The sequence below is a fragment of the Chondromyces crocatus genome (assembly GCF_001189295.1).
GTDB classification, from domain to species: Bacteria; Myxococcota_A; Polyangia; order Polyangiales; family Polyangiaceae; genus Chondromyces; species Chondromyces crocatus.
Genome location: NZ_CP012159.1, coordinates 6,075,447 through 6,098,056, shown reverse-complemented (window position 1 = coordinate 6,098,056; position 22,610 = coordinate 6,075,447). Strand labels below are relative to the sequence as shown.

Genomic DNA, 22,610 nt, shown 5'->3' with positions numbered 1-22,610 from the left:
TTCAGGGGTGGGAGGGGGTCGGTCGGGGAGGCCAGGGGAAGGTGCCGGCGTGGAGCTGGAGCTGGGACTCGATGGGGGCGGCGGTCGGGTCTCTGCCGGAGCCGGCGGTGGCGACGCGCTGGTAGGTCACGCGCCAGGCGACGAGGGAGGCAGGCGGCGGCGGTTCGGCGGGGGCGAGGTCGAGGTCGATGAGGCGAGGTTCGTCGAACACGCGGTCGTCGCGGACGAGCTGGCGTTCGACGCGGCCAGGGAGGATGTCGAGGTGGCGGGCGAGGTAGCGGACGTCGCGGCGGAGGACGCGGCCGTCGGGGGTGCGTAGCTCGGCGTGGACTTCGAGGCGGCGGAAGAGGTCGCCGGTGGGGAAGGCGTGGCCGGGCGCGCGCTGGGTGAGGGTGATGCGGAGGGTGTCGTCGTCCGGGCGGGTGGCGGTGGCGTGGAGCTGGTCGCGCAGCCAGCGGGGGTCGCGGACGTCGGCAAAGGCGTGGGAGCGGCGGCCGTCGACGAGGGGCATGTGGCAGGTGGCGCACGGGGTGGAGGCGGCTCTGGAGCGGGCGTGCTCACGGCCGGTGGTCTGCATGTGGTCCTCGTCGCCGTGGCCGCGGGCGGTGGGGAAGCGGAACTCGTGGCAGCCGACGCAGGCGCCGGTGCGGGCGAACTCGGTGGAGCGGCGGAGGGGATGGGGGGCCTGGGTGGGGGGCTCGGTGGGGGCGGAGGGGCCGGAGGCGCCGAGGGAGTCGGAGGCACCGGAAGCGCCGAGAGCACTGAGAACGCCGAGAGCACCGGGACCGCCGGGACCGCCGGGACCGCCGGGACCGCCGGGACCGCCGGGACCGCCGGGACCGCCGGGACCGCCGGGACCGCCGGGAGCGCCGGGACCGCCGGGAGCACCGGGGCGAGGAGCATGGGGGGTGAGCGGGGCCGCGGCGAGGACCTGGCCGTCGTCGGTGACGTGGCAGGTGACGCAGGCGACGCCGAGGTCGCGGAGGGCGCCGATGGGCTCCTGGTCGGGATCGGCCTCGGGGGCGTGGCAGCCTCGGCAAAAGGCGGTGGGTTCGATGGCGAAGGCGTGGCGAAAGGCGGGGTTGGTCGTGGCGCGCTGGTGGTGGGAGCCGCGCCAGGCAGCGGCTTCGTCCTCGTGGCAGAGGACGCACTCGGCGTTCAGCGCGACGGCGGCGTCGAGGCGCTTGCGGTAGGGGCGAGGCATCGAGGGCGTCGACGGCGGGTGTGCATGCGCAGGAGAGGCGGGCTCGGAGGCGAACTCGTACCCAGCCGGCAAGGGCGCAAGAGGGGCGAGGGTCGCAAGAGGCTCGAGGGTCGCGGGGGGCGCCGGCGCTGACGGTGGAGGCGGGCCTTCTCGTGAACCTTCGTCGTGGAGGCAGCCTGGAAGCGCAGGGAGGCAGCCAGCGAAAGCCAGGAACAGCAGCGAGAGGGTGCGTCCGCGCATCATGTGGCGGTCGGGTCCTTGCCGTGCCCACATGCTGCACGGCTTCCTCCCAGCGCTAACACCTTTGCCGCACCCCAGGAAGGCAGCGCCACGATCCTGGACGAGGCGTTCACGGGGTCGAGGACTGGAACAGGGGGAGAGGCTTCCTTCCCTGATTCACATCTCTGCCCTCGTCACCGCCCGAACCTGGCCACAGAAGGTCCAGCACTGCGTTCGTCACTGGGCATCAACGAGAGTTCTCGTCACGGCCCTTCCAGTGGCTCGCGCCAGAGGCCTTCCAGCGCCGGTCCCTGCGCATTGCGCGCCGTCTCTCCCCTGCCCTTTTCAGAACGCTCCCCGTCGCGGCGATTGCAGGGTCGCATCGTCATTGCCCTTTTTGGAATTCAGCCTGTCACTGCGATTCCAGAGCACACCTCGTCTTTGCTTTCTTCGTCTCTCCCCTGCCCTTTCAGAGTGCTCCCCGTCGCTACGATTGCAGGGTCGCCTCGTCCCTATCCTTTTCGGAATTCAGCCTGTCACTGCGATTCCAGAGCACGCCTCGTCTTTGGGTTCAGCGTCGTCTCTCCCCTGCCCTTTCAGAGTGCTCCCCGTCGCTACGATTGCAGGGTCGCCTCGTCCCTATCCTTTTCGGAATTCAGCCTGTCACTGCGATTCCAGAGCACGCCTCGTCTTTGGGTTCAGCGTCGTCTCTCCCCTGCCCTCTTCAGGGCTCGATACGCCGCTGCGCTTTCAACGCGGCCTCTTCCCTTCGCTTCCAGCGGCGCCCGTGTAGCCAGGGCTATCCCTGCAGCCACCGCACGATCTGTCCGCTGAGTCCTGCCACCATCACCGCGGTGGGGACCATCGTCAGCAGGGTGCCCAGCATGAAGTCGCGGAAGCGGATGCCGGAGGCCCCGCACAACAAGTTCATCATGCCAAAGGGAGCCACGGGCAGCACGTGTCCCAGGGCCACGGCCCAGATGCCGCGTCGCATGAGGTGGCTGCGCACCCGCGCGGCACGCGGTCCAGCAAGGCGCGCGACGGCATCGGCGCCGAGGCGGGAGCCTGCGACGAACTGCACCGTCGCTGCGGTCAGGGTCGCGATGAGGGCGTAGGTCGCGCCGACCCAGGGGCCGAATGCCAGGCCGGTCACGGCGATCAAGCCGTTGATCGGGAACAGGACGGAGGAGAGCACGGCGAACGCTGCGACGAGGACGACGGGGGTCAGCGGGCTCTCGCGGAAGCGGTTTCCGGCCTCCAGCAAGCGCGCAGGCTCCAGCCAGGTCGAGAGGGGGGTCAGCCAGAAGAGGGCGCTGAGGGCGACCAGGAGGAGGGCGGCGAAGAGGAGCCGTCGGGCGGCGGCTTGTTTCGAGGGGCGAGGCGCTGGGAGGGGCGCTTCGCTCGTCCCGGGCTCAGGGGTCGGCTCGGGGGCAGCCAGGACGTCCAGGGTCGTGGTCGGCTCGGTCGCGCCAGCCAGGGCGGTGGGGACGGCAGGGAGCGGGGCGCCCGCGGGCGTGGCGTTCACCTCTCCGGTGTTGAGTCGGGAGGGCGATGGCGCAAGCGGGCTGGGGAGCGATTGTGCTGATCCGTGAGCGCGCGATTCAATGGCCGTACGGCTCGCCCCGAAGGATGGTCATGGCGCGGTAGAGCTGCTCGACGAGCACCAGGCGCGCGAGCCGGTGCGGGAAGGTGAGCGTGGAGAGGCTCCAGCGGTCGTCGGCGGCGGCACTCACCTCGGGCGGGAGGCCGTCGGCGCCGCCGATGAGGAAGGCGACGACGCCTTTGCCGCGGGAGCCCCAGCGCTCGATGGAGCTGGCGAAGGCTTCGCTGGGGAGGGCGCGGCCGCCGACTTCGAGGGCGATGACGTTGGCGCCAGCGGTGGCCCGGGTCATGGCCTGGGCGACCTTGGGGAGGGGGCCGTCGGGGATCTCCACTTCGTCGCAGGCAACGTAGCGGCGGACGCGGCCGAAGTACTCGTCGAGGGCCGCGCGAAGGGGGCGATCCTTCACGCGGCCGACGGCGACGATGACGAGACGCACGGGTGGGTCAGAAGGGGCGGTGGGCCGAGCCCTCGGCGTCGCCGCCAGGGACGGGGACGCGGCTGGCGTCCATCCAGAGGCCTTCGATGTCGTAGACGCGGCGGGTGTCTTCCTGGAAGACGTGGACGACGACGTCGCCGAAGTCGATGAGCACCCAGGTGGCGGCGGTGAGGCCCTCCATGGAGAGGGGCGCCATCTGCTTGGTCTCGCGCAGGGCGGCTTCGAGGCCGACGGCGATGGCGTGGACGTGGCGGTCCGAGCGGCCGGTCATGATCACCAGGAAGTCGGCGTAGTCGACGCGACCGGCGACCTCGAGGATCTCGACGCCGATGGCCTTCTTGTCGAGGCCGGCGGCGGCGAGGGCGAGGGCGAGCTCGCGGGCCTCGCTGGAGGCTTGCGCCGCAGGAGGAGCGGCCGAGACGCGCTTGCCAGCGCGCTTCGGCGCCGCCAGCGGCGTTCGGCCCGACTTGCCCCTGGAGGGCGGGGGGGCCGAGAAGTCGGGGGCGGAGACGGCGCCTTCCAGGGAGGCAGCGCGCTCGGGCTGGGGTGCCGGCGGTCCGCCCTCGTTCTCGAAGTTCGCGAGCGGGATCTGTTCGCTGGGCGAGAGCGGCTTCTCGGCGCTCCGGCGGATGCGAACGGGGGGGGTCTCGGCGCGCTCCTCGGCAGCACCACGCCGTGCAGGGGCGCGGGAAGCGGAGGTGCTGCGGCCCGACGCCGGGCGGCGTTCGGCGGCCGAGGCGCGGGGGCTCTCCTCGGATCGCGTCCGGCCCGCGTGCGAGGATTTCAGCCGGGGGGTGGAGGCCTTGGAGGCCGAGGGGCGCTTCGCTGCGCCCTTCGCGGGTGAGGTCCCCTTGGCGCCGGTGGTGGTGGTCCTGCCAGCCTTCGTGGCGCCAGCGCGCGCCGGAGCGGCCTTGGGGCGCTCGGTGCGGGTCGTCCCGGTCTTCGAGCCGGTGGTGGAGCGGGTCCCCGTTCTGGTCGCGCTCTTGGTGCCGGTCCTCGCGCCGCTGCCGGTCCGGGAGGAGCCGGCCTTCGAGCCAGCGCCCGTGCCGGAGCGGGAGGATCCAGCCTTCGGGCCGGTGCGGGTCGGCCCTGCCGAGGGGCCCGCCTTCTTCGTCGTCCGCTCGGGCTTGCCGGCAGCCGCGCCAGTCCGTTTCTTCGTCGTCGCCACGTGCTCTCGCTTTCTCTCGGCCCCTCGGGGCCTCTCCGTCGCAGGAAGCTTGTCGTCTCTTAGTTCAAACCCTTCGCCGATGGGCGGGGTTCGTCAACGGATCTGGCCGTCGCCGTGCGCGATCCATTTGAGGGTGGTGAGGCTCTCCAGGCCCATGGGGCCATAGGCGTGAAGCTTGGTGGTGGAAATGCCGATCTCGGCGCCGAGGCCCAGCTCTCCGCCGTCGTTGAAGCGGGTGGAGGCGTTCACCAGGACGCAGCTCGCGTCCACCTCGCGCAGGAAGCGCTGGGCGCGGTCGTAGCTGGGGGTGCAGATGGCCTCGGTGTGGTTGGAGCCGTAGCGGGCGATGTGGTCGAGGGCGTCGTCGAGGTCGCGGACGACGCGGACGGCGAGGATGGGGGCCAGGAACTCGGCGCCGAAGTCGTCCGGGGTGGCGGGGCGGGCGGCAGGGACGAGCTTGCAGGTGGCCTCGTCGCCGCGGATCTCCAGGCCGCGCGTGGACACGAGGGAGGCGAGGCGCGGCAGGAGGGTGGCGGCGAGGCGCTCGTGGACGAGCAGGCATTCGAGGGCGTTGCAGACGCCAGGGCGGGAGAGCTTGCCGTTCTCGACGAGGCGGTGGGCGAGGTCGAGGTCGGCGCCTTCGTCGACGAAGAGGTGGCAGACGCCCTTGTAGTGCTGGATGACGGGGACGCGGGCGTGCTCGGTGACGAAGCGGATGAGGCCTTCGCCGCCGCGGGGGATGGCGAGGTCGATGAGGCCGTTCATGCCGACGAGGAGGCGGGTGGCTTCGCGGTCGAGGGAGGGCAGGATCTGCACGGCGTCCGCAGGGAGGCCGGCCTCGGTCACGGCGGCGCGCACCAGGTCGCCGAGGGCGGCGTTGGAGCGAGCGGCTTCCTTGCCACCGCGAAGAATGACGGCGTTGCCGCTCTTCAAGCACAGCGCGGCGGCGTCGACGGTGACGTTCGGGCGTGACTCGTAGATCATCGCGATGACGCCCAGGGGGATGCGCACCTGGCCGATGAGCAGGCCGTTCGGGCGGCGGCGCATGCCGATGATCTCGCCCACGGGATCTTCGAGGGCGGCGATCTCGAGGACGGCGCCCGCGAGCGCTTCGAGGCGGGCCGGCGTGAGGACGAGGCGGTCGACGAGGGCTTCGGAGAGGCCGGCCGCGCGGGCGGCGGCGACGTCCTCTGCGTTGGCAGAGAGCAGGGATCCCTGCTCTCCCTCGGCAGCGGCAGCACGGAGGCGCCGCACCACGGCGTGGAGCGCGCGGTCCTTGTCGGCGCGGCCGACGGGGACGAGGGCACGCGCGGCGGCGCGGGCGCGGAGGCCGAGGGCGCGCAGCTCGGTGCCGAGGTCGGCAGGGCTCGAAGGCTGGGCCGCAGGGGTCGTCGCAGTGCTCGCTGCGGACCCGGCAGGGTGCAGCGGTTGCTGCGAGGTCGGTGTCTCCACGGCGCGGAAACTAGCTCGGCTTTCTCCGGCAGCCAACTCCGTGTGGTAGGGTGCGGCGGTGGTGGAGCGCGCTCGGAGCTGGACGAACCTGTCGCGGTGTGAGGTGCCGGGACGGCGACGGCCTGGCCGGGGGACGCTCGGGGTAATGGGAATCGCCGCCGTGCTCGCTTCGCTCGCGGTCACGGGGTGTGGTGGCGAGGGGGCGATCGAAGAGGCCGAGGCGATGGTCGCGACCTCGATCCCGAAAGCGGCTCCCGGTGCGCAAGGGGCCGAGATTCCGTCGCGTGTGGGGTCGGAAACCGCGCCGGCGGAAGTCGTCGAGGAAGAGGGAACCTTGGCGCCTGGCTGGCCGCCTCCGTCTCCCAAGGCCCCCTCCCCGTCGCCAGTCCCCGTGCCCATCGAGAGCCCCACCACGGGAGGAACAGCGCTGTGAAGCGGACGGTGACGGGCTTGTGGAGGCTCTGGCTGATGGTGGTCGTCGCGGCGAGCGCGGTGGGCTGTGGTCCGCCACCGCCACCGAAGCCGCTGCCCGGGGGGCTGCCGCCCGAGTACGAGCGGCCGAGGTCCTACGATGGCGACCTGGGAGATGCGCCTCCTCCGCCAGCAGCTCCTCTCCCCGCAGCACCGAGCCAGGAGCCCGAGCCAGGCCCCGCTCCCGACGCTGCACCCGCTGCGCCCTCGACCCCCGACGGTTCCTGAGCGCGCGCCCCGACGGTTCCTGAGCGCGCGTCGTTCACCGCGGGGACAGGAGCGACCGCCCTGCCTGTCGCCCTGGTGGGGACTGCGGCGTCTGCGCCCTCCGCATCAACGAGCGCCCCTAGCGCGGCCCGGATGGTCGTGGTAGCGGCACGCATGCCCAGCGCCCCTCAGGATCCGCGCGCAGAGAGCCGCGCCGACGCGAGCCATCACCGGGAGATGGTGGCCATCCTCGATTTCGGTTCCCAGTACACGCAGCTCATCGCCCGGCGGGTGCGGGAGGCAGGGGTCTACTGCGAGATCTTCCGCTACGACGTGTCGATCGAGCAGCTCCGCGAGGTCGCGCCCAGTGCGCTGATCTTGAGCGGGGGGCCAGCGAGCGTGTACGGGGCCGGGGCGCCCCATGCGTCACGCGAGGTGCTGGAGCTGGGGCTGCCGACGCTGGGGATCTGCTACGGGCTGCAGTTCATGGCGCACCTGCTCGGCGGCAAGGTGGAGCGCGCGGAGGGCGGCGAGTACGGGCCGGCGACGGTCCACGTGACGAAGCCGGTCGGCGTCTTCGCGCGGCTCGCGGAGGGGGACACGCTCGGCGTGTGGATGAGCCACGGGGATCAGCTCGTCGCGCTCCCGCCGGGGTTCACGGCGCTGGGGTCGAGTCCGGACTGTGCGTTCTGCGCCATCGGGAACGAGGAGACCAAGGTCTACGGGCTGCAGTTCCACCCCGAAGTGGTGCACACGAAGTTCGGCAAGGAGATCCTCGAGGCCTTTCTGTTCGATGTGGCAGGGCTGCACGCGATCTGGACGCCAGCGTCGATCGTGGAGCAGGCGGTGACGGCGGTGCGGGAGAAGGTGGGGCCGGAGGATCGGGTGATCCTGGGGCTGTCCGGCGGGGTGGACTCGTCGGTGGCGGCGGTGCTCTGCCACGAGGCGCTGGGCGATCGGCTGACGTGCATCTTCGTCGACAACGGGCTGCTCCGCGAGGGGGAGGGCGACGCCGTGGAGCGGATGTTCCGGCAGCACTTCCACCTGAACCTGATCCACGTGAAGGCGGCCGATCGTTTCCTCGATGCGCTCGCCGGCGTGAGCGATCCCGAGCAGAAGCGGAAGATCATCGGGCGGGTGTTCATCGAGGTGTTCGAGGAGGAGGCGCGGAAGATCCCGGGCGTGAAGTGGCTGGTGCAGGGGACGCTGTACCCGGACGTGATCGAGAGCGTGTCCTTCAAGGGGCCCAGCGCGGTGATCAAGAGCCACCACAACGTGGGGGGGCTGCCGGAGCGGATGCAGCTCGGGCTCGTGGAGCCGCTGCGCGAGCTGTTCAAGGACGAGGTGCGCGCGGCAGGTGAGGCGCTGAAGATGCCGCGCGAGGTGCTGTACCGGCAGCCGTTCCCGGGGCCAGGGATGGCGGTGCGCTGCATCGGGGCGGTGTCGGTGGAGAAGCTCCGGGTGCTGCGGGAGGCGGACGCGATCTTCGAGGAAGAGGTGCGCGCGGCGGGGCTCTACGAGGAGCTGTGGCAGAGCTTCTGTGTGCTGCTGCCGGTGCGGACGGTGGGGGTGATGGGCGACGAGCGGACGTACGACGAGGTGATCGTGCTGCGGGCGGTGCACTCGACCGATGGGATGACCGCGGACTGGGCGCGGCTGCCGTACGATCTGGTGGGGCGAGCCAGCGCGCGGATCATCAACGAGGTGCGCGGGGTGAACCGGGTGGTGCTCGATGTGTCGTCGAAGCCGCCGTCGACGATCGAGTGGGAGTGATGGGGTCGATGGTGAGGACGAGAAGAGGGCACGCCTTCGGGGTGGTGGCAGCGCTGCTGCTGCCGGGCGTCACGGGGTGCATGGCACACACGCCGGACACGGTGTCGCTGCGGATGCAAGGTGCGCAGCAGGACGCGTCGGTGACGGTGGATGATCAGTACCTGGGGGCGCTCGGGTTCGTGGCGAAGCGCGGGGTCGCGTTGCCACCGGGTCAGCACCGGGTGACGGTGGAGAAGCCGGGGTACTTCCCGTGGGATCGGCTGGTGACGGCGGAGAGCGGGGCCGGGCCGATCGTGCTCACCGTGGAGCTGCGGCAGATCCCGGATTGAAGCAGCACGCGGCGTCTGCGCTCCCGGCGCGCGATGTTCGCCAGGAGCGCAGTGGTGCGCCGGGGTCGCTCAGGTTCGCCCGACGCGTCTCGCCGTCGTGCCTCTCTCAGCGAACGCGGACCGAGCGGATCGGGTGGCGCTCGGCGGTCGGCACGAGCACCTGCTCCACGAGCGCGATGACGCGCTGGTAGCGCTGGTGGTTCGAGGCCGAGGGGTTGCGCTTCGAGTCGACCACGCCGATGCGGATCTCGATGGTGCGCGTCTCCTCGACGGTGCCGGTGACGAACGAGTCGGGGTGGACCTTGTCCAGCTCGAGGTTCAGCGCCTCCGCGGTGGGGATCGTGTCGGCGAAGGTCACCTCGAGTTCGTCGCCGAGGCCGTTCAGCACGGCGTTCATGTTCTCGACCGGGAACGGCTGGCGGGCGAGCCAGGAGACGACGCTGCGTCGCGCTCCAGCGAGGATCACGCTGACCACCACGGCGCAGACGATGGGAAGGAGCGAGAGGACGATGAGGACCGGGATCACCACGCCCCGCACGCCCGAGCTGATGACGCCGAGCAGGACACAGATGCCGAGGCCCGTGCCGATGGCGATGAAGGGGGGATCGGTCAGCACCCCGAGGGGCGAGGTGGCCGCGTTCATGGGCCGGGTGAAGCGCGTGGCGACGCTCTGATCGGCCCGCTGCTCGGGCGTCTCGGTGGTGGCGACGTCAGCCATCGCCCTGATCTCCGAGCAAGCGCCAGAAGAAGATGCCTGCGCCCACCACGAAGAGCACGCCGGCCACCCAGAAGCTGCGCATCGGGCCGATCATGAGGCCGTCGCCAGAGATACGCATCACGAGATCGATCCCGAGCAGCACGGTGGCGAGAACGATGCACGCGACGCCGACCCCGACCCGGCGGAGCTGGCTCGGAGCGGGCGGCGCTTCCGGCGGCGGCGGGCGCTGGGGGATGACCGGCGCTCGGGGCGGGCGGAGCGCGCTCGCCGAGGGGACCAGCGGGGCGCCCCCGGTGCCGGAGGCGGAAGGGAGCGCGCCTGGAGGGATGGAGGGGGCTCCCTGCCGGGTGGAAGGGGGCGGGATCGAGGCGCGACTCGACGGGGGCGGCGGCAGCGAAGGCCTGCGTGAGCGCGGCCCGAGGTCGAGCTCGGCGTCGAGGGGGGGCGGGGTGCTCAGCTCGCGGCTGCGCGAGCCGAGGGAGGCGCCCGCCGCGTCGACGCGGTAGCTCCTCGGGGCGGGGTCGCTCTGCGGCAGCTCCAGCTCGGCGCCAGGAAGATCGAACTCGGGCGCGGGGGGCCGATGGCTGAGGGGTGCGCGGGCGCGCAGCGAAGCGGGCTCGACGTCCAGCTCGAGGCCGATGGGCTCGTCGGGCATCTCCAGCCAGACGTCGGTGCGCTGCTTGATCTGCGGTCGCGCCGAGGCCGGGGCCGAGGCCGGGGGGACCGACGCGGGGCTGTAGTCATCCGATGGGCGCGCGCCGAAGGACGGGGAGAAGCCGAGCGCCTGCTCCAGCTCGGTCCAGAAGGTCTCGACGTCCTTGGTTCGATCCCGCGGGTTGACGGCGAGCGCGCGCTCGAAGACGGCGTCGACCTCGGCCGAGAGGTTGCAGCCTTCGGATCGAGGCGTGGGCCTGCGCGCCGGATCGAGGGCCGTGCCCATCATCGCCTGGGTCTCGCCTTCGATGATCTGATGGCCGACCAACGTCTCGGCCATGGTGATGGCGAGACCCCAGACGTCGGTCCAGGGCCCAGCTTGACCATAGCGCTTGGGGACCCACTGTTCGGGCGCGGCGTACGCGGGAGAGAATGCGTTGAGCTGGTCGGTGCCGGTGACCTTGCCCACCGCTTGCTCGGCGAGGTTGCGCGCCTGCGCGATGCCGAAGTCCAGGATGCGCGCGCGTTCCACGCCCTCCTGGGTGATGATGAAGATGTTCTCCGGCTTGAGATCACGGTGGATGACGGAGATGATCGTGCCGTCCGGTGCCGTGAAGCGGTGGGCTCGGGCGATGGCGTGGGCGATGGGCTTGAACAGCTTCATCACCTTCTGGAGCGCCATGGGTGGCTCGCCTTGCAGGCGGCGCCGATCGATCGCCCTGTCGAGCGCCTCTCCCTCGAGCCACTCCATCGCGAGGAACGGCACGAACTGCCCGTTCTTCAGGTGAAGCACGTCGATGTGGAGGGGCCGCACCACCTCGGGGATGGAGGCCGAGAGGCGGAAGAGGAGCTGCGCCTCGTCCCGGAATTTCTCCAGGAAGAGGTTCCGCTCCTTCGCCGTGCGCGCCTCGGAGACCTTGAGACACTTCAGCGCGACAGGCGCGCGAAACCCGCCGTGCAGTGCACGGTACACGACGCCAAAACCCCCTTCAGCGACCACCTTCTCGATATGGAAGTTGCCCGCCTGCGTGGTTCCGACGATGCCGAAGACGTCGTCTGCCATGCCAGCAGACCTGCAATAGCGCAGAGCACAGGCAAATCGGAAGACCAACCGACGAGTTGGTGACCACGAACACGCGATGATGGTCACCACGCGGTCGCGTCGTCAGGCGAGGCACTACGATGGTGTAGAGAGCCCCCGGGTGCAGACGAGGTGAACTCGCCGTTCCTCGGCCAGGTGCGACGCTGGATGCGCAGTGTGAAGGGAACGAGGCAGGAGGCTTTCCTGCCGCTCGTGTCGGTCTCGGCGCGCGGCTAGCTGTTGGTGTAGTCGGAAGCGTCTCGCTCCAGACGCCGCGCTTCCTTCTCGGAGCGCTCGTCCTCCTGGAGGATGGTAAAGACGAGCCCAGCGCCGATGATCGGGACCAGCCAGATCAGCTGCGCTTGCCAGACCTTCTGCTTCCGCTCGTACATGCCGCTGCGGAAGACGCGCACCGTGAGGTAGACCTGGAATGCGACCATCACGAGGATGGCTGCGCCGATGGTGATTTCGAACGATCCCATGGAACAGCGCAAGACTAACCATGCCCTCGGTGCCCGCAAGCTACGTTTTGCGGCTCTGCTCGCCGGGGTGGCGGCGTGCGCACCACAATCCTGCTCGCCCCCGTCATCGGAGATCGAGGGAGACGAGCTGCTGGGTGTCTTCGGTCGGGACGGGGGCCCAGGGCAACAACCCGACGCCTCGGTCGCCGGGGGTCGGACGGAAGCGGACGCGGGCCGGACGGCATCCCGCTCGGGTGGCCCTGATGCTGGGGCGCGAGCGCCTGCCGTCGTCCGCACCCCACCCGAAGGGAGCTGCGTCGCCCCGGAGGGGGAGCCTCAACGGGAGCTGCGTCGCACCCTGGGGCGGCCTCCCTGCCGTGGCGCGCAGATCCTGGAGCATCAGGACGCGGAGGGCTCACCGCGGTATGCCTGTATCTTTACGCCGCCCGGCGTGGAGACGCGCAAGCCCTTGCCCGTGGTCCTCTTCTTTCACGCCGAGGACGACAACCCGACCGGGTTCGACAAGCGCACGGGTCTCCGCAAGCTCGCCTCCCAGACCAACCTCACGGGAGATCCTGCCCACACCGGGTTCATCGTGATCGCCCCTCAGGGGCGCGCCCTCAAAAGCAAGACGGGCTCGCACTTCGACACGGGAGCCCTGGGGCCCGACAACGTCGATCTGGCCGTGGTGGATCACTTCCTGGAGCAGATCAGCGCGCGTGGCCTCATCGATCCGCGCCGTGTCTACACGCTGGGGATGTCCGCTGGAGGTCACATGGCAGCGACCTACGCGATGATGCGCGCCGATCGCGTGGCCGCCTTCGCCACGTTCGCGGCCGACGCCCCCCCCGCCACCTGGGCCTGTCCGGGTCCACCGCCCCCCGCGATGGTCCTCTACCGGGCGTGCGATACGGCCGTTCCCTGCGAGTCCGTGGAGCGCTGGATCCGGACGAGGGAGTCGCAGAGCGCCGAGACCCCGGCGCTGCGGCTGGGAGAGGATCGAAAGGAGGAGCCGCACTGCGCGCTGCGGAAGCGATGCTCCGAGCAGAAAGGAATGATCCACCATAACCGCTGGCCCAAGGGACGCGAGCAAGACATCCTGCGCTTCTTCGCGAGCCACGCCCTCGCCGTACAGCGCTGATCGAGGCGGCCCCCACCGGCCTCTCCCCCTCAGGACTCGTGTGCACCCGGTGGAAGCGCGCCGGCGTCGAGACCGGCCATTGAGCCAGAATGGCCTTCGTCGTAACGTGCTCGGCCCGATGAACCAGGCTCAGGCCCTCCTCACCCCTCTCCCGGTCGGGACAGCACTCATCCCCGGGACGCTGCGCGCCGAGATGGATGCTCGCCGCGCGTCCGGACGTGGCTTCGACATCCGCGAGGCGCTCCGTCTCATCGTTCCGCTGTGCACGCGGCTCGCGGATCTGCACGCGCAAGGGGCGAGGCTCTTCGTCAACCCCTCCTCGCTGGGGTACGCACCGGAGCGTGGGCTTCAGGTGATCGAGCACCTCGCCGGGGTGGCGCCGTCCCTGCCGCGCGACCGCGCCTGCCTCGCCCCGGAGGAGCGCCAGGGCACACCAGGAGACGCGCGCGGGAGCGTGTTCGCGGTGGGCGCCATCCTGTACGAGCTCCTCACCGGCGCCAGCGTGGGCCCTGGGATGCGGCGCCCCGCCGAGGTCATCCCCGATCTGCCGGCGGCGCTCGAGGGGGTGCTGGGGAAGGCGCTGGTCGCCGATCCCAAGCTTCGCCCGGCCGATCTCGGCGCACTGGCACAGGCCCTCCACAACGTGGCACCCGCCGCTTCCATGCGGCCTCCGATGGCGAGCGATGTGCTCCTCGACGAGGACGGCATCGAGGTGAACGTGTCGATGTCGATGATCCCGCCTTCCGTCGCCCCCCAGGGTGGCGCGGTGGCACCGGCGATCCCCGCAGCTCCGGCGATGCCTCGGTTCCAGGCGGTGAGCGGCGACGGTCCCTTCGCCGTGGCCATCCCCACCGCCCCGCAGGCGGTGCGGAACGCGAACGATCCCACCCAGAAACTGGCGGATCTCAAGGGGAACCTCGAGTCCGATCCTCGACCTCGCTACGTGGTGGTGAAGGCGGGCATGGATCACGGTCCGTTCTCCGCCGTGGAGCTGCTCCAGCAGATCGCCTCGGGTCAGTTCCTGGGCACGGACGTGCTGCGCGACAGCTTCCTGCGCGAGGAGCGAGCGATCCAGGACTGGGAGGAGTTCGCCCCGTTCGCCGAGCAGGCCAAGCTGAACCGGGACATCGTCCAGGAGAAGAAGGCGCTGGACGAGGTCGTTCAGAAGGAGCGCCAGGGCATGCAGTACAAGGCCCTCATCGGCATCGCGCTGATGGGCGTCATCCTGGCTGCCGGTGGTGGCTTCTGGCTGCGGAAGCGGGCGAACAAGCAAGCGGAACTCGCCGTTCAGGACCGCAGCGGGACCATCGAGGTCGACGTGAAGAGCGGCCTCTCGGGCCCCAAGCAAGGCGGCGGCGCTCCCGGCGCAGGCGGTCCGCGCCCGGCCGGCGGCGGGAACTACCCGGTGCTGGGCGGCGGCATGAGCTGCGAGGCCGCGCAGGCGAGGTACGTCGAGGAGTACAAGATCGGCGGCAGCGGCACGCCCGCAGACCTCACCGCGGGCGCCTTCGGTGCAGTCCTGAACAAGGGAAGCTACCTCAACGCCTGCGGCGTGCCGTCGAACATGACGGTGAACATCTGCGCGGCAGTGCAGAATGGTCGGGCGGTCGGCGTCAGCGTCTCGACCAGCCCGTCGAACCCGGGGATCTCGTCCTGCGTCTCGGGCCAGATCCGTGGGCTCAGTTTCCCGTCGCACCCGCGCCTCGACGTGACACGCACCACCTTCGCCGCGAACTGAGGCCTCTCTCTCCCCTGCCCCTCCAGCTCGGCGGCATACGCGAGCCCTGGGTCGTCCACGATGTCAGCCGAGCCGATGATCCGCATCGAAGGACTCACCAAGAACTTCGGGGGCATGGCCGTGCTCCGCGGCGTCGATCTCCACGTGCCCCGCGGATGCCTCTACGGTCTCATCGGGCCCGGGGCCTCGGGCAAGAGCGTGCTGCTCAAGATGATCACCGGCCTGTTGCGGCCCGATCACGGCCGGGTCGTCGTCGATGGCACGGATGTTCATGCGCAAAGCGAGCTGGAGCTGCAGAAGTTCCGGCTGAAGTTCGGCATGCTGTTCCAGAACAACGCCCTGTTCGACTACATGACCGTGGGCGACAACATCGCCTTTCCTCTACGCCGCCTCGGCGAGGTGCCCGAAGACGAGGTCGCAGCGCGTGTTCTGGATCGGCTCAAGGTGGTGTCCTTGCCCGGCTTCGAGGATCGCTTCCCTGCCGGCCTCTCGGGAGGCCAGAAGAAGCGGGTCGGTGTCGCACGGGCCACCATCACCCGCGGTGAAATCGTCCTCTATGACGAGCCAGCGGCGGGGCTCGATCCGGTCACCTCGCAGCGCATCTTCGATCTGCTCCGGAAAGAGCAGCGCGCAGCGAATGCCACGGTCGTCATGGTCTCCAGCGACCTGGACAGGCTCCTGACAGTCACCGACAGGGTGGGCATGCTGTATCGGGGACGTCTCCTTTTCGACGGGACCACCGAAGAGGCCAAGGCGAGCGTCGATCCCCATGTGCGTCAGTTCGTTCACGGCTTGACCGAAGGCCCGCTCTGACCCCTGCACACGCGGAACGCTCCGGCGTCGACCGCTCCAGGCGGCTGATGGTTTGCCCACCAGCGAACGCCCGCGCTCGTCAGAACGCCTCGAAAACCGCAAGTGAATGAACGATCGCGTCACACGGACGCCATCGATGCCTGGCATACTGCCTGGTTATGCTGCGGTGTGTCCTGCGCGCCGCCTGGACCGCGACAGTCCCCCGGTCGCGGTAGGTGAAGTGCAGCGCACACCGCTTCGAAACCAGAGGAGCGCCCAGTTCATGAAGCCTCTCCGCTCGCTGTTCCTCATCGGCCCTCTGCTGGCCATCGCGGCGGCCGCTGCGCCCGCGTCGGCGCAGTCGCTGGTACGGCGACCTTACCTGCAGCTCGGGACGCCGAGTGCAGTCACCGTCGTGTGGACGACCGACACCGCATCCAACACAAGGATCCGCTACGGCAGGAGCCCGCAGAACCTCACCGAGTCGATCACGCTCCCGGCCTCCGTGACGCAACACGAAGTGACGGTGCAGAACCTGGAGCCGGACACGCGCTACTACTACAGCGTCGGGACCACCACGACCACGCTCGCCGGGGGGGACAACGAGCACTACTTCGAGACGTCGCCCGTGGCGGGCACGGAGAAGAAGTTCCGCGCCTGGGTCATCGGCGACTCCGGGTACAACATCCAGCCGGTCTGGAACATGCGCGACGCCATGACGCGCCACTTCGGCACGTACAGGCCTCAGCTCCTCCTCCACATGGGGGACATGGCGTACAACAGCGGCACCGCCACGGAGTTCACGAACAACTTCTTCGGGGTCCTCCAGGCCACGCTGCGCAACACCATCACCTGGCCGACCTTCGGCAACCACGAGGGCCTCAGCTCCTCCTCGGCATCCCAGAGCGGGCCCTACTACACGGCGTTCGTCCTCCCGGCCGCTGGTCAGGCAGGGGGCGTCCCTTCAGGCACCGAGGCGTACTACTCGTACGACTACGCCAACGTCCACTTCGTGGTGCTCAACGCGTACGACGTCCCCCGCAACCACGGGAGCGCGATGCTCAACTGGCTGCAGCTGGATCTGGCTTCCACGGACCAGGACTGGATCGTCGCCTACTCGCACTACCCGGCTCACACGAGGGGTACGTACAACTCCGACAACGACTCGATCATGACGGAGATGCGCGAGAACGTCATGCACCTGCTGGAGGAGCGGGGCGTCGACCTGGTGCTCGCAGGACACTCGCACGTCTACGAGCGCTCCTACCTGATCGACGGCGCGTACGAGACACCGACCGTCGCCGCAGGACACATCGTCGATCATGGCGATGGTCGCCCGCTGGGGAATGGCCCCTACTTCAAGTCGACGGGTCAGGTCGCGAACGAGGGCGCGGTGTACGTCGTCGCGGGGCACGGCGGGTACGTCGGCTCGCTGGGGAACCACCCCTTGATGTACAAGTCCGACCCGATCACCGGCTCCTGCGTGCTCGACGTACAAGGCAACCGGCTCAGCCTGACCAATGTGCGACTCGACGATCGGGTGAGCGATCGGTTCACGATCCTCAAGGGTTCAGGCTTCGTCCTCGCCGCGCCGGAGGGCGGCGACAAGGTGGGCCACGGCGTCCCTTACACCATCCGCTGGTCCAGCGCCGGGAACATCCCTTCGGTGAACCTGGCGTACTCGATCGACGACGGCGCCAACTGGACGTGGATCGCGCAGAACGTGAGCAACACCGGCCAGTACGTGTGGACGCCGCCCGTCGTGAACACGAGCCGCGCGCTGGTGAGGGTCTCCGACGCGTCCAATGGCACGGTGTTCGACGAGAGCAACACCGGCTTCACCTTGCAGCCGCCGGTCAATGTGCCGATCTCGTTCGGGGATTACTGGACGTACGACGACCGGGGCATCGATCACGGGACGGCCTGGCTGAGTGCCTCCTTCGACGACTCCTCCTGGAAAGCGGGCTACGCCGAGCTGGGTTATGGCGATGGCGACGAAGAGACGGTGCTGTACCGCGCGACGCCATCGTACCCCTCTGCCTACTTCCGGAAGCTCATCCAGCTGGATGGCGCCGTCGACCTGGCGACCCTGAAGGTCATCCACGACGATGGCGTGGTCGTCTGGATCAACGGCGTGCAGGTGTTCTCGAAGTACGTCAACAACACGAGCTACGCCGCCTACGCCATCTCCGGAGGCCCGGACAACGAACTCAGCACGAGCAACATCTCCCTCGCGTCGAACCCGTTCCGCGTGGGCACCAACGTGATCACGGTCATGGTGAAGCAGGTGTCGGGATCGTCGGACGATCTCTCGTTCGACTTCGAACTCTCGCTCACCATGAGCGCCTCCAGCGGGAGCCCAGGCACCGGGACAGGGGGCGGCGGCGCTGGAGGTGGCGGGGGTGCGAGCAACGTCAGCTCGACGGTGGCCAGCACGACGAGCGTGACGAGCTCCACCAGCGCCAGCTCCACCAGCGCCAGCTCCACCAGCGTCGCCAGCTCCACCAGCGCCAGCTCGACGGTGGCCAGCTCCACCAGCGTCGCCAGCTCGACGGTGGCCAGCTCCACCAGCGTCACCTCCAGCTCGTCCTCGACCTCGTCGTCTTCCTCGGGAGGAGGTGGCAGCGATCCCTGCCTGGAGTCCATCCCGACCTGCCTCGTGATCAAGCGAGGCACCTTCGGGACCGTGCGCGACGCGACGCTCTGGCAGTCCTCGCCCGGCTACAACGACGGCGCGAGCGCTTCGATCTACACGGGCATGGCGAGCCAGGGCGGCGATCGCATCTCCCTGCTCTGGTTCGATCTCGCGTTCGTCCGACGCGGCGCTCCCGTCTGCTCCGCGGTTCTCAAGCTGACGCAGGGGTGGCGCAACACGCCGACCACGATGCGCGTCCATGAGGTGCTGGTCCCGTGGATGGAGTCGTCGGTGACGTGGAACAGCATGAACAGGGCCTGGGATACGACCCCCATCGGGACGTTCCTGGCCGCGACCGGAACGGGTGACCGTGCCGTCGACGTGAGCCCGCTGGTCCAGGACTGGGTGGACGGCCTCTTCCCCAACGATGGCTTCGCGCTCTCGGAGCCCGCCTCGTCGGACCGCACCTCGTTCTACAGCAGCGAGACCGTCGGCAACCCTGGCCGGCTCCCGCGGCTCGAGCTCTGCTACGTGCCCTGACGATGTCTTCGCCCGGTGAGCCGGCGTGCCCACAGCGCGCCGGCCACCGTGAGCAGGACCAGCCGGGACGACGACGGGACCGCGCTCACCCCACAGCTACAAGCGTCACGGGCCGAAGGATCGAGGATCGCGCGGTCGTCGCCCCCTTCTCCGGCATCCCCGCCCTCATCGCCGTCACCTGGGGGCGCCCCTGCGCCGGCATGGCCAGCCTCACCGCCCTCACCGCCCACCCCTCCCGCGCCGCCTACCCCTCCCGCACCGCCAGCGCCGTCCGCTGGAGCCGGAGACAGCACCAGCGCGAGGGCCGCGAGTCCTGCTGCGAGGCTCGCAAGCGAGGCACGCAGCCGGCGCAGTGCGCGGCCCTCGGTGCGCAGGTACACGCTCACGGGTCGCCGTGGAAGCGAACCGCCACGCAGGTCACGTTGTCCGGACCTCCCCGCTGGTTCGCGAGATCGATCAGCAGATCGATGGCCGACGCCATGTCCGGCGCTGCCGCGAGCACGTCCACGAGATCTTCGTCGGGGACCGGGCCCGTCAGGCCGTCGGAGCACACCAGGAACACGTCTCCCGCTTCGGGCCGCTCCGTCCGCGTCTCGACCTCGACGTGCCGCTCCATGCCCAGGGCGCGCGTCACCACGCTGCGAGCAATGAAGGGATCGATCCCCTCGGGCAGCACCTCACCCCGCCGCGCGAACTCGTTGTGCAGCGAGTGGTCCTCGGTCAACCGGGTGATCTGCCCTCCGCGGAAGCGATAAACGCGGCTGTCCCCCACGTGGGCGATGTACGCGACGCCATCGGCCACATGCATGCCAGCGAAGGTGGTGGCCATCCCGCGGTGCCTCGGGTCGCGCATGCCTGTGTCGAAGATTTGCTTGTTGGCCTGCCAGAGGCACGAGAGCAGGCGCAACTCGACCGGGCTCTGCGTGTCGTCGAGGTCCGACGGCTGCGTGATCTCCAGATCCCGCTCCTCTGCGCAGCAGCTCCGCACCACCTCGACAGCCATCCGCGAGGCGACCTCCCCGCTCGCAGCGCCACCGATGCCATCGGCGACGATGAACAGTCCGAGTTCGAGATCCACGACGAAGCTGTCCTCGTTGTGTTCTCGCTGGCGTCCTACGTCCGTTGCTCCGGCGGCCTCGATACGGAGGGGCCGGGTCATGCGTACCTCGTTGTTGGTCGGGTCATGTGGTTTCGGGGGCGATTCTGCCACGGGTACGACACGGGTGTAAAACCCGAGGACTCGCCCGCCTCCCGAGGTGGGCCGCTCGGCACCTTCTCGGCACGTTGCTCCCCGGGAAGTCACAATGATTCCGTGCCTCGAGAGGACACAAGTGCATGTCCTGCTCCCGGGGAGTCCGAAGCCACCAGAAGACCGGGGCAATCGCGCCGATCCACCTACAGAAGTAGTTCAGGAATGGTCCGCTGGAAGGCGGTAACCTGATGGAAAACGACGCGACGTCGAGAAGCCCTCCACGTGACGCGTCACGGTCGCTCCCGGGTTGCGCGCTTCGTTGGCCCTCTCCAGCGATCTAACGCAGGATTGCCCCTGGGGGCCTCGGATGCGTGCTTCATCCCACGACACCAGCGGTTCCGCTGCGGAGAAGGCGGTCGACGTCGAGCGCATCCACAACGCCCGGCGTGTGGTCCAGTTCCGGGCCGCCGGTTCCAGCCTTGCCCTCGCCCTGGCCCTGGGGCTCACCTTCGGCGGCGGCCTCGAGGACTGGCGACCTTACGCTCAGGTCTTCGCGTTCCACGCGGCCCTCAGCGTCGCCCTGGTCGCGGTCACCCGGCGCTCACCGGAGAGCGCGCGCTGGTCCGGTTGGGCCGTCGCCTTCATGGACCTGCCGCTCATCCACTGGGCGCAGCTGCAGTCGCTCCCCGTCTCCCCTTCCCCGGGTGGCGTCGCGGCGTTCTCGCTCGGCATCTACTGCGTCTTGCTCCTGTTCTCCTCGCTCTACCTCGACACACGCCTCTGCGTGGCCGTGGCGACGGCGGGCGCACTCTCGGTCGTCGTCCAGCAGCAAGAAGCGAACATCCGGGTCGGCGCGCAGATCGCGGCCGTGATCGTACTGGGCATCGCGGCAGCGACGGCGTCGCACCTGCTGCGCCGCATCCGTCACCTGGTGGGCAGCGTCGCCCGTGAAGAGTTGAAGCGGGCACGCCTGGGCCGCTACTTCTCCCCCACCGTCGCCGCTCGGGTCTCGGAAGCAGAGGCCGCGTCGCATCCCACCACCCGCCAGGTCACCCTGCTGTTCTCGGACATCCGTGACTTCACGGCGCTCAGCGAGAAGCTCGATCCGGTGCAGGTCGTCGCGATGCTCAACGAGTACCACACCCACATGGTCGACGCGGTGTTCAAGAACGGCGGTACCCTCGACAAATTCATCGGCGACGGCCTGATGGCGTACTTCGGTGCGCCGCTCGACGACGCCGATCACCCCGAGCATGCGGTGCGGTGCGCGCTCGACATGGTGAGGGCACTGGATGGCGTCAACCGGGACCGTGCGGCGCGCGGCGAGCCACCGCTCCGGGTCGGGATCGGCGTCCACACCGGCGAGGTGGTGGTCGGGGACATCGGATCGCCCACCCGGCGGCTGGAGTACACGGCCATCGGCGACGCGGTGAACCTCGCCTCGCGCATCGAGGGGCTGACCAAGGTCCACGACGCGGACGTGCTGGTATCGGAGTCGACCCGAGCACGCTGCCGGTCGAGGTTCGGCTGGAAGGAGACGCCCCCGGTGACGGTGAAGGGCAAGTCCACGCCGGTTCGAACGTTCATGCCCCTCGATCTCGGAGATCCACGCGCAGAGGCCCTGTCCATGCTCGACGCCCCTGCCCCCGTGGCGGGATGATCCTCCCCGCCCCGCTCACACGACGCTCTCTCCCCACGGACTGTCCTGGCTCCGGAGACGCATGATTCCCCTGCTCCATCACCTTTTCGGCGACGCTGCTGCCCTCGACGTCCCGGCACTCGGCTCCCTCCAGACCTTCCTTGCGGCGCATGCAGCGCGCACAGCCGAGTTCGACGTTTCAATCGACCGCGCCGTGCTCGGAGGCTTCGCCTCGGACCGGCTCGGTTACGCCTTCGCCGCAGGCTACGGCGCAGCGCTGGATGCGCTGTGGCGCGCAGCTGCTCAGATCACGAAACGGACAGAGACGCCGCCTTCGGCGGGACCGCAGCCCACGTCGGCCCAGGTGCCACGCAGGGAGATCCGGGTGCTCTGCGCCACCGAGGAGGGAGGAGCACACCCTCGCGCCATCCGGACGACCCTTTCCAGGGACGCCAGCGGAGAGCTGCGTATCGACGGTCGAAAGCGCTGGTCCACGCTGGCCACCGACGCCGACGAGCTGCTCGTGGTCACCTCGATGGGTGCAGACGACACCGGAAGGAACCGTCTCCGGCTGGTGCGGGTCGCTGCGAGAGCCTCTGGTGTCGTCATCACCCCCATGCCCCCGCCCCCCTTCGCCCCGGAGATCCCTCACGCAGAAATCGTCCTCCAGTCGGTGTCCGTGCGTGAGGACGACGTGCTCCCAGGCGATGGCTACGAGGCCTACCTGAAACCCTTCAGGACGCTGGAGGACCTGCACGTCCACGCAGCCCTCCTCGGCTACCTCGTCGGCGTCGGCCGCAGGTATCGGTGGCCCGACGCCACGCTGGAGCAACTGAGCGCCCTCCTGGTCACCGTGAGGGCCCTCGCGGCGAGCCCTGTCGACAGGGCAGAGACCCACCTCGCCGTGGCTGGGCTGCTCGGCATGGCCGACGTGTTCCTGCACGAGACGGAGCTGCTCTGGGAGCGCGTCGGGGAGGACGAGCGAGCGCGCTGGGTGCGCGACCGCGCGCTGCTCGCGGTCGCCGGAAAGGCGCGAGAGGCCAGGCGGGTGCGTGCGTGGCAGCGGCTACGCGAGGAGTGAAGCCGACAACCGACGCGCACGAGCAGGCGAGATCCCTTTGCGAGACCGACGACGCCTGCCCATCACCCGCGACGAC

The 22,610-nt window shown here is 69.7% G+C and carries 20 protein-coding genes; 10 read left to right on the top strand and 10 right to left on the bottom strand.

The genetic code is table 11. The features are described 5' to 3' along the window. Position 1: 1 nt before the first annotated feature. The 5 genes from CMC5_RS48610 to CMC5_RS22285 all read right to left on the bottom strand — a co-directional run bounded on the left by CMC5_RS48610 (position 2) and on the right by CMC5_RS22285 (position 5,974). Positions 2-1,204 carry a cytochrome c family protein gene (locus CMC5_RS48610; RefSeq protein ID WP_218920034.1) on the bottom strand — a complete coding sequence of 401 codons (1,203 nt, stop codon included), beginning with the start codon at positions 1,202-1,204 and terminating at the stop codon, positions 2-4. 1,018 nt (positions 1,205-2,222) lie between these two features. Continuing rightward, the gene (locus CMC5_RS22300) at positions 2,223-2,948 is read right to left on the bottom strand and encodes a TVP38/TMEM64 family protein (protein ID WP_050432310.1); all 726 of its coding nucleotides are present in this window, start codon (positions 2,946-2,948) and stop codon (positions 2,223-2,225) included. Between the two features lie 76 nt (positions 2,949-3,024). Then, positions 3,025-3,462 (bottom strand): 23S rRNA (pseudouridine(1915)-N(3))-methyltransferase RlmH, encoded by a 438-nt coding sequence (locus tag CMC5_RS22295; protein ID WP_050432309.1) that lies wholly within the window; start codon positions 3,460-3,462, stop codon positions 3,025-3,027. A gap of 7 nt (positions 3,463-3,469) precedes the next feature. Further along, positions 3,470-4,630 (bottom strand): ribosome silencing factor, encoded by a 1,161-nt coding sequence (rsfS, locus tag CMC5_RS42830; RefSeq protein WP_050432308.1) that lies wholly within the window; start codon positions 4,628-4,630, stop codon positions 3,470-3,472. 93 nt (positions 4,631-4,723) lie between these two features. After that, the gene (locus CMC5_RS22285; RefSeq protein ID WP_050436060.1) at positions 4,724-5,974 is read right to left on the bottom strand and encodes a glutamate-5-semialdehyde dehydrogenase; all 1,251 of its coding nucleotides are present in this window, start codon (positions 5,972-5,974) and stop codon (positions 4,724-4,726) included. 253 nt (positions 5,975-6,227) lie between these two features. On the opposite strand from CMC5_RS22285, the gene CMC5_RS47740 reads away from it, so the two are divergent. The 4 genes from CMC5_RS47740 (at position 6,228) to CMC5_RS22265 (ending at position 8,862) form a co-directional block, all read left to right on the top strand. Next, a complete protein-coding gene (locus CMC5_RS47740) occupies positions 6,228-6,515 on the top strand; it encodes a hypothetical protein (RefSeq protein WP_050432307.1) in 288 nt (95 codons plus the stop codon). Further along, complete coding sequence (locus CMC5_RS22275) at positions 6,512-6,781, top strand: hypothetical protein (RefSeq protein ID WP_050432306.1); 270 nt, start codon at positions 6,512-6,514, stop codon at positions 6,779-6,781. Before CMC5_RS47740 ends, CMC5_RS22275 begins: the two co-directional genes overlap by 4 nt. A gap of 153 nt (positions 6,782-6,934) precedes the next feature. Further along, entirely contained in the window at positions 6,935-8,533 is a 1,599-nt protein-coding gene (gene guaA / locus CMC5_RS22270; RefSeq protein ID WP_050436059.1) for a glutamine-hydrolyzing GMP synthase, read from the top strand. A gap of 8 nt (positions 8,534-8,541) precedes the next feature. Continuing rightward, complete coding sequence (locus tag CMC5_RS22265) at positions 8,542-8,862, top strand: PEGA domain-containing protein (protein WP_156338795.1); 321 nt, start codon at positions 8,542-8,544, stop codon at positions 8,860-8,862. Positions 8,863-8,968: 106 nt separating this feature from the next. Here the strand turns inward: CMC5_RS22265 and CMC5_RS22260 are convergent, their stop codons facing one another. The 3 genes from CMC5_RS22260 to CMC5_RS22250 all read right to left on the bottom strand — a co-directional run bounded on the left by CMC5_RS22260 (position 8,969) and on the right by CMC5_RS22250 (position 11,797). Further along, entirely contained in the window at positions 8,969-9,580 is a 612-nt protein-coding gene (locus tag CMC5_RS22260) for a hypothetical protein (RefSeq protein WP_050432304.1), read from the bottom strand. Then, positions 9,573-11,297: a serine/threonine protein kinase gene (locus tag CMC5_RS22255; protein WP_050432303.1), complete on the bottom strand. Its 1,725-nt coding sequence runs from the start codon at positions 11,295-11,297 to the stop codon at positions 9,573-9,575. The genes CMC5_RS22260 and CMC5_RS22255 overlap by 8 nt, the downstream gene beginning before the upstream one ends. A gap of 251 nt (positions 11,298-11,548) precedes the next feature. After that, entirely contained in the window at positions 11,549-11,797 is a 249-nt protein-coding gene (locus tag CMC5_RS22250; RefSeq protein ID WP_050432302.1) for a hypothetical protein, read from the bottom strand. Here CMC5_RS22250 and CMC5_RS44825 point away from each other — a divergent pair. The 4 genes from CMC5_RS44825 (at position 11,796) to CMC5_RS22225 (ending at position 18,622) form a co-directional block, all read left to right on the top strand. After that, complete coding sequence (locus CMC5_RS44825; RefSeq protein ID WP_169796615.1) at positions 11,796-12,917, top strand: CE1 family esterase; 1,122 nt, start codon at positions 11,796-11,798, stop codon at positions 12,915-12,917. The two genes, CMC5_RS22250 and CMC5_RS44825, sit on opposite strands and share 2 nt — an antisense overlap. 118 nt (positions 12,918-13,035) lie before the next feature. Then, entirely contained in the window at positions 13,036-14,655 is a 1,620-nt protein-coding gene (locus CMC5_RS22235; protein WP_156338793.1) for a serine/threonine-protein kinase, read from the top strand. A gap of 75 nt (positions 14,656-14,730) precedes the next feature. Next, positions 14,731-15,468, top strand: a complete 738-nt coding sequence (locus tag CMC5_RS22230) for an ABC transporter ATP-binding protein (protein WP_050432298.1) — start codon at positions 14,731-14,733, stop codon at positions 15,466-15,468. A gap of 262 nt (positions 15,469-15,730) precedes the next feature. Next, complete coding sequence (locus CMC5_RS22225; RefSeq protein ID WP_050432297.1) at positions 15,731-18,622, top strand: DNRLRE domain-containing protein; 2,892 nt, start codon at positions 15,731-15,733, stop codon at positions 18,620-18,622. Here CMC5_RS22225 and CMC5_RS22220 read toward each other — a convergent pair. Further along, positions 18,610-19,008 carry a hypothetical protein gene (locus CMC5_RS22220; protein WP_156338792.1) on the bottom strand — a complete coding sequence of 133 codons (399 nt, stop codon included), beginning with the start codon at positions 19,006-19,008 and terminating at the stop codon, positions 18,610-18,612. The two genes, CMC5_RS22225 and CMC5_RS22220, sit on opposite strands and share 13 nt — an antisense overlap. Further along, positions 19,005-19,781 carry a PP2C family protein-serine/threonine phosphatase gene (locus tag CMC5_RS22215; RefSeq protein WP_050432295.1) on the bottom strand — a complete coding sequence of 259 codons (777 nt, stop codon included), beginning with the start codon at positions 19,779-19,781 and terminating at the stop codon, positions 19,005-19,007. The genes CMC5_RS22220 and CMC5_RS22215 overlap by 4 nt, the downstream gene beginning before the upstream one ends. A gap of 400 nt (positions 19,782-20,181) precedes the next feature. Here CMC5_RS22215 and CMC5_RS22210 point away from each other — a divergent pair, with 400 nt between their 5' ends. Together CMC5_RS22210 and CMC5_RS22205 are read left to right on the top strand one after the other, a co-directional pair. Further along, positions 20,182-21,474 carry an adenylate/guanylate cyclase domain-containing protein gene (locus CMC5_RS22210; RefSeq protein WP_063796330.1) on the top strand — a complete coding sequence of 431 codons (1,293 nt, stop codon included), beginning with the start codon at positions 20,182-20,184 and terminating at the stop codon, positions 21,472-21,474. Positions 21,475-21,535: 61 nt separating this feature from the next. Continuing rightward, positions 21,536-22,534 carry an acyl-CoA dehydrogenase family protein gene (locus CMC5_RS22205; protein ID WP_050432294.1) on the top strand — a complete coding sequence of 333 codons (999 nt, stop codon included), beginning with the start codon at positions 21,536-21,538 and terminating at the stop codon, positions 22,532-22,534. Positions 22,535-22,610: the final 76 nt, after the last annotated feature.